The organism is Peribacillus sp. 05N428, from assembly GCF_056397085.1.
Genome location: NZ_JBFTMS010000036.1, coordinates 37655 through 43654 on the forward strand (window position 1 = coordinate 37655; position 6000 = coordinate 43654).

5 protein-coding genes and 1 pseudogene are annotated in these 6000 nt (G+C 36.9%); 1 reads left to right on the forward strand and 5 read right to left on the reverse strand.

Features of this window, described 5'->3' with window-relative positions; all coding sequences use genetic code 11:
• Window positions 1-129: 129 nt before the first annotated feature.
• Window positions 130-978: a pyridoxamine kinase gene (locus tag AC1DIV_RS23585; RefSeq protein ID WP_053346497.1), complete on the reverse strand. Its 849-nt coding sequence runs from the start codon at window positions 976-978 to the stop codon at window positions 130-132.
• Between the two features lie 209 nt (window positions 979-1187).
• Here AC1DIV_RS23585 and AC1DIV_RS23590 point away from each other — a divergent pair, with 209 nt between their 5' ends.
• Window positions 1188-1727 (forward strand): ECF transporter S component, encoded by a 540-nt coding sequence (locus AC1DIV_RS23590; RefSeq protein ID WP_340876339.1) that lies wholly within the window; start codon window positions 1188-1190, stop codon window positions 1725-1727.
• Between the two features lie 339 nt (window positions 1728-2066).
• On the opposite strand, the gene AC1DIV_RS23595 is transcribed toward AC1DIV_RS23590, so the two are convergent.
• From AC1DIV_RS23595 to AC1DIV_RS23610, 4 genes and pseudogenes are all read right to left on the reverse strand, one after another.
• Window positions 2067-3338: an Ig-like domain-containing protein gene (locus tag AC1DIV_RS23595; protein WP_340876338.1), complete on the reverse strand. Its 1272-nt coding sequence runs from the start codon at window positions 3336-3338 to the stop codon at window positions 2067-2069.
• A 127-nt stretch (window positions 3339-3465) separates the two neighbouring features.
• The gene (locus AC1DIV_RS23600) at window positions 3466-4098 is read right to left on the reverse strand and encodes a type 1 glutamine amidotransferase family protein (RefSeq protein ID WP_323599650.1); all 633 of its coding nucleotides are present in this window, start codon (window positions 4096-4098) and stop codon (window positions 3466-3468) included.
• Window positions 4099-4174: 76 nt separating this feature from the next.
• A complete protein-coding gene (locus AC1DIV_RS23605; RefSeq protein ID WP_340876335.1) occupies window positions 4175-5137 on the reverse strand; it encodes a helix-turn-helix transcriptional regulator in 963 nt (320 codons plus the stop codon).
• Window positions 5138-5200: 63 nt separating this feature from the next.
• Window positions 5201-5451 (reverse strand): annotated as a pseudogene (locus AC1DIV_RS23610) (helix-turn-helix domain-containing protein); the annotation flags it as partial.
• Between the last annotated feature and the right edge of the window lie 549 nt (window positions 5452-6000).

Genomic DNA, 6000 nt, shown 5'->3' on the forward strand with positions numbered 1-6000 from the left:
TTTCCTTATTATTCAAGTGATTTTTTACAATATTCGGCAAAATATAAGTACTATTTGATTTATACAAAAAGCTCGGTTAGTCAAAAAGCCGAGCTTTTGTTACTCTATTTTTTCCATTTTTTAAAGCATTCATAATAACATTCGTAAATATTTTTCGAAGTTAACTCCTTCTACTTTAGGAATTTGCTCCAAGGAGGAATCATTGATAGCCTCTGTCAGGAATGCCACTGCGAGCTGTACGGATTTTTCTAGGTTCTCTCCACGCATCATGCTTCCCATAATCACAGATGCAAATAAATCACCAGTACCTGAATAGCTTTCACCGTTATACTGCGTCGCACTATAAAAGGTTCTACTTCCGTCCAAATACATATTTCCGATAAACTGCTTCTCTGAATCTGCTGACGGTGGATTCATTCCAGTGATGATAACCTGAGCTCCCGTTTCTTGCTGCAACATATTCCCTGCTTCTTCTATCGCTTTAATATAGTCCTCTTCGTTTGAATAGCTATGCAGCTTTTCATAAGACAATCCGGTTAATAAACAGCACTCTGTAACATTTGGTGTAATGACATCTGCACGCTTCACCAGTTCTCTCATAAGTACCAGTAATTCATCGGTAAAAAGTTTATAGACTTCTCCTATATCCCCCATTACTGGATCAACAAGTAAAATGGTTTCTTTTGTATAAAATTTATCTAAAAAATGGAAAATATTATTAATTTGCTCTTCACCAGTAACGAAGCCGGTATAGATTCCATCAAAGGTTACATTAAGCTTGCTCCATTCTTCTATGAAGTATTTCATTTTGGATGTAAAATCTTCACAAAAAAAACTTGGATATCCGGTTTGCGCAGTCAATATGGCAGTTGGTAAAGGGCATGCCTGCACGCCCATGACCGAAAGAACCGGAATTGCAGCTGTTAATGAACATTTTCCAAAAGATGATAAATCCTGTAGTACAGCAACTTTTTTCATAATAACCTCCATATGGCCTATCCACTTTAAACTTTATTTATCTTATCATAAATCAGCTAAAAACAGTCATCTCCTCTATCTTTTCAATACGTATAATATCTGTATTATTTATCAACTGACCTCATAGTTTTTTAATAAATTGACACTTTTATAGACACCAGTCTTTTGCTAAAATCATAGGAAAATACTAGTTAGGAAGGTTTACAGATATGCAAAATACACAAAGTTATTCAAGGTCAAGTCAAAAAACTATGGATTTAATTATTACCGCAATGTTGATTGCACTTGTGTTCCTATCTACTTTCTTTTTGAATATTAAACTGCCAATTGCCTCAAATGGAGGGTTAGTTCATCTAGGAACAGCTATGCTTTTTATTGCATCTATTTTATTTGGTCCTAAAAAAGCAGCTCTTGCTGGTGCGATAGGAATGGGGTTATTTGATATAGTTGGAGGGTGGACATTGTGGGCACCTATCACCATTGTGGCGCGTGGTTTGCAAGGATATATAGTTGGTAAAATTGCTTGGTCAAAGGGTCGCAACGGTACTAGCATTGCTTTCAATGTAATAGCAACAATCGTTTCCATTCCATTTATGATAGCTGTTTATTATATGGGTGAAGGGATTCTATACGGTAATTGGATTGCACCTTTAGCTTCGATACCTGGAGATCTCGTTCAAAATATATTAGGAATTATCGTTGCCGTTCCAGTTTGTGTGGCATTGAAAAAGGTTCCTTATTTTAAGTAAATTCGCTATAAAGGTAAACGTCAAGTAGCCCCCAAATACTACATGGATGGTGTATTTGGGGGCTATGTTTGGTTTGCCTCCCTTTTTATCGGTACTCTGCATGCAGAGGGTAAACTAGATGACCACGACAAGACTTTATCTATTTGAATATAGATGTCTTCTTTCGTTTCACACGTTTCTCCATAAGCAGTCGTATAAAGTGAGAAGAACAATATCATGAATAGGGATACGATTCCAACTTTGCTGTAAATCGGGTGCATATAGGTCTCCGATCTTTCTCATTTATGAACTCATGTATGGCCAAGGAGAGTATGCCCCTTGGCCATACATCTCTTCGTATTATTGAACTGTTGTCGCATTTTTATTTGACGTGTATTGTCCATTAATTTGGACGCCTTCATCGATCGTTACGACATCTCCCTTTTGAAGACGGCGTACGTCTCCTGACTTCGTGACAACAAAACGACTATAGACGCGATATGTTCCGTCTTTTTCAATTTTTCCAGCCCCAGCCTGTTTAGGTGTAATCACACGTTGAGGGATTCCATTGACCACAAGACGCAACGTCTGTGTCCCTTTTTCGGCTGTACCAGTGACATAGTCCGCCTTTGATTCAACGGTGTTAACCCTTATTGGAGATGTAATGGTCCACCCCACCTTCATATGAGCTTGTAAATGTTCTGGGGTCCGCAGTCCATAATCCACTGTAATCTGATCGGCATTCCGTATAGGGCGGCTTATCGTATCCGTTACTTTAATGAAACGAGTTGGAATCGTGAAATACCCGTCTTCCTCCACCGTTGCAATTCGTTGAGGAACCCCATTTACGAGTAAGCGGACGGTCTTGTGCCCATCGATGACGTAGCCAGTAACAGCTTGAAGACGTTCGGTAACAGCATTCAGTTTAGGGGCTACTCCATCAACAACTGTAATATACGTAGGATCGCTCTCAACTCCCCTTGCATCAGCAACCCTTACTTCTACTTTAGTACCTTGGTATAGGGATGGGACTGGTATCGAAAAATGACCTTCCGAATCTGCTGTCCCCGTATACGATTTCCCCTCAACCATTGCATGAACGGTATATCCAGGTTTGGTTGTACCTGTAATAGACGTATTCAGAATGGAAAGGGGCTGTAAGTTTGGTGGTTCAGGTAAATCGCCAACCTCGACTGATACCGTTTTTATATATCCTGGAACTGGTTCAATGGTTACTTGGTATGTTCCAGCTTCTTGACCTGTTAATGACACCTTTTGAATGGATGCAGAATCAATCTGAAGTCCAGATTCAGAGGTTGTAACCACAGGTTTAACTTGGCTAAAGTGAGTCTTAGAGAGGTCGGTTAGCGTTAAGCCGTCGTAAGTCCATGACAAGGGAACGTCTAGACTGGTCCCTAGTGCAATACGGATTGATTCAGGAACAGACACCTGGTATTGATTAGCTGTATCTGATAAAAAATTTTGATCTGCTATCATCTTTTCAATATTGAGTGGATTTTCCACTATGTAGTTTTGAGTCAGATTCACAGTGTGTAATTTAGATAATGTGTTTATAGATGATACGTCATTGATTTGATTACCAGCTAGATTTAATGTTTCAATATTTGACAAATCACTGAGGGCTTTTTCATTACTCCATAAGCATTTTTAAGTTATATTCAAAAACCATGCTTTGACATTGTCTAAAGCATGGTAATTATTTAAACTAATATAAATCTGCTAAGTTGATTTTTTTAGCTCATCTATTTATTGAATTCATTAACTGGAAGAAGTATTCAGGTTTGTGAGTCTTATTTAGGTTATACCATGAATGTAATGTATCTGGTGCAAATACATCTAATTTTTTCAGTACTTCCATCGCAAATTCCAGAGGAGCTACTCCTGATGCAGTAACCAAATTCTCACCAGATACCGCAGGTCCCATCTCATAAAATTTTTCTCCTTTATAATTAGGACAAACCATTTTAATATACTCTAAGTTATTGCTTGTATGCTTTCTAGAATCTAGGTATCCCATATTCGCAAGGGCCTCAGTTGCACCACAAATTGCAGCAACAATAGTGCCAAGCTTTAAAGCTTCGCCAATTTTTTTCATGATTGGTTGATGAATAGCTTCTCCCCAAGTATTCCCTCCAGGCAAAACTAAAAGATCTTTACTCTCAAGAGTACACTCATCAAGGGGAATATCTGGTTTTATGCTCAGTCCCCCCATCGTAGTAATAATTTCTTTATTAGCTCCTACTGTAACTACTTTTAAAGGTGCTATATCTTTTTTGAAATATCTTCCTGTGTTTAGTTCGGCAATTAAATATCCATATTCCCAGTCTGACATTGTGTTAAATACATATAGATAAACTTTTTTTGTTTGCATCCAATAACACTCCCAATCACAATTGATATAGCCAATTATAATATAACTTCCCTGACAGCTAACGTCAGGGAAGTTATCATACTTGATGAAATTTTATTAATTCCGACAGAACTTCAATAAGTCTTTTCTTTAGACTTATTGGCTCAATAACTTGAATAGATTTACCGTACGGTAAAAGTAAATAAGGTACATATGTATGTATCATATCCTTTTCAAGAAGAAATACTGCTTGATTTGAAGTCCGTTCTTGTAAATAATGTCCTAAAAACCAATGTTGGCAAATATCTCCCAACGTCCTTGTATTCCCATTAATAATTAAAGAAGTATTCCCTCCCTTATCTTCTATAGTTGGAAGGAGGTTTTTCATAAAAAAGTCACGTGCTGAAAAATTTTCTGGCCGGTTAAACTTATTTTCGGTTAGCATTAGACTTTCAATTCGATCTACTCTAAAACTACGGATATCATCCCTAAGATGACAAAATCCAATCACATACCACTTATTATTCCAATAGATAATTCTGTACGGATCGACCAATCTATAATTTAATTGCTTTTCGCCACTTTTATGGTAAAGAATTTTTACTGAGTACCCGTCAGCTACGGCCTGCTCCAACTCCTTCAAAAAAGGTTCCATAGAGATTGAACTTAATCGACTTATTACTTCAAGACTAGTTAAATGTTGGTTTATCTTTGTTTCCTGCTCTTGATTTGAGTATTTACTTAGTTTTGAAATGGCCCTATTTAGTGCTTCACTTCCATAATATCCGGCTTCTTCTGCAAAAACAGCAGCGTGAAATAGTGAAGTTTGCTCCTCAAAATCAAAAAAAAGAGGAGCCTCAATAAAATTGTTCAATAAAGTGTATCCACCGTTATGTCCTGGTTCTGAAATTATAGGTACGCCACTTGTTGAAATTGTATCAATATAACGATACACAGTCCTTATATTCATCTCTAACTTTTCTGAAATTTGTTTTGCAGTAACTTTTTCACCTGAACGAAGCATCCATAGAATTGCTAACATATTGTCAATTTTAGGCATATAATTCCACCTCTATATGGAATTTATTTTCTATTATATATTTCCGATTTTTGGTATAACTCATTAACTGTTCCTTTCCGATAGCTTTCTATATAATGAGGCCCTAGACCATTTGTAATTTCACAAATTTGATTTACAGTCATATCTCCCTCATTATAAAGCTTTACTGCATAATTCATTCCTGCATGATTTTTATGGTACTTCTTTAACCGACCTTTAAACTTTCCTTCTTTCTTAGCCAGTTCAATCCCTTCACGCTGCCGCATACGGATAAGATCACGTTCTAATTGGTTTACACCCGCCATCTTCGGTATCCCGGTTGGCCATCGAATTTAAGTGAATTGCTAAAAAATGGGTGGTTCCATCTTCAACTAAATTGCCCCGTTAGAAGAAAAAGCTGCCATAAAGACAGCTCCGATATCTTCAGTTAACACATCTGTTAGTGCAACAAGAAAAAAGCTTAATAATATCAAGCAACCGATTAGTACAATTATTATTTTTCCCTAAGATGATTTAATAGTGCAATAGCTAATAAAAGTATTGATAAGCCAGCCCTAAACTATCAGGTCCCTCATCGAAGAAAATTGGAGAAACAAAGTGATTTAAAACTGTAATGATTACAGCAAATGTAACCAAAGAAATATTTGTTATCTTCAAAGGAAAAGTCCTCCCTATTAAGTATCGGATCAAGTAAATATTCTCCTTTTAAATTATAACTCTTATGGAACTATCCTGCCCCGATAGTTCCATAAGAAACTCCTATGGCGGCGCTCCTCGCCGCCACCATCTACTACGAAAATCTAAACTCAAAATAGAGTCTAACCCATTAACCCCTTGACAATAATGGAAAATAACAATACAAC

Coding starts and splice junctions, on each gene's coding strand:
- AC1DIV_RS23605 (WP_340876335.1), bottom strand. CDS start 5,137: ATGCCTAAAATTGACAATATGTTAGCAATTCTATGGATGCTTCGTTCA.
- AC1DIV_RS23585 (WP_053346497.1), bottom strand. CDS start 978: ATGAAAAAAGTTGCTGTACTACAGGATTTATCATCTTTTGGAAAATGT.
- AC1DIV_RS23600 (WP_323599650.1), bottom strand. CDS start 4,098: ATGCAAACAAAAAAAGTTTATCTATATGTATTTAACACAATGTCAGAC.
- AC1DIV_RS23590 (WP_340876339.1), top strand. CDS start 1,188: ATGCAAAATACACAAAGTTATTCAAGGTCAAGTCAAAAAACTATGGAT.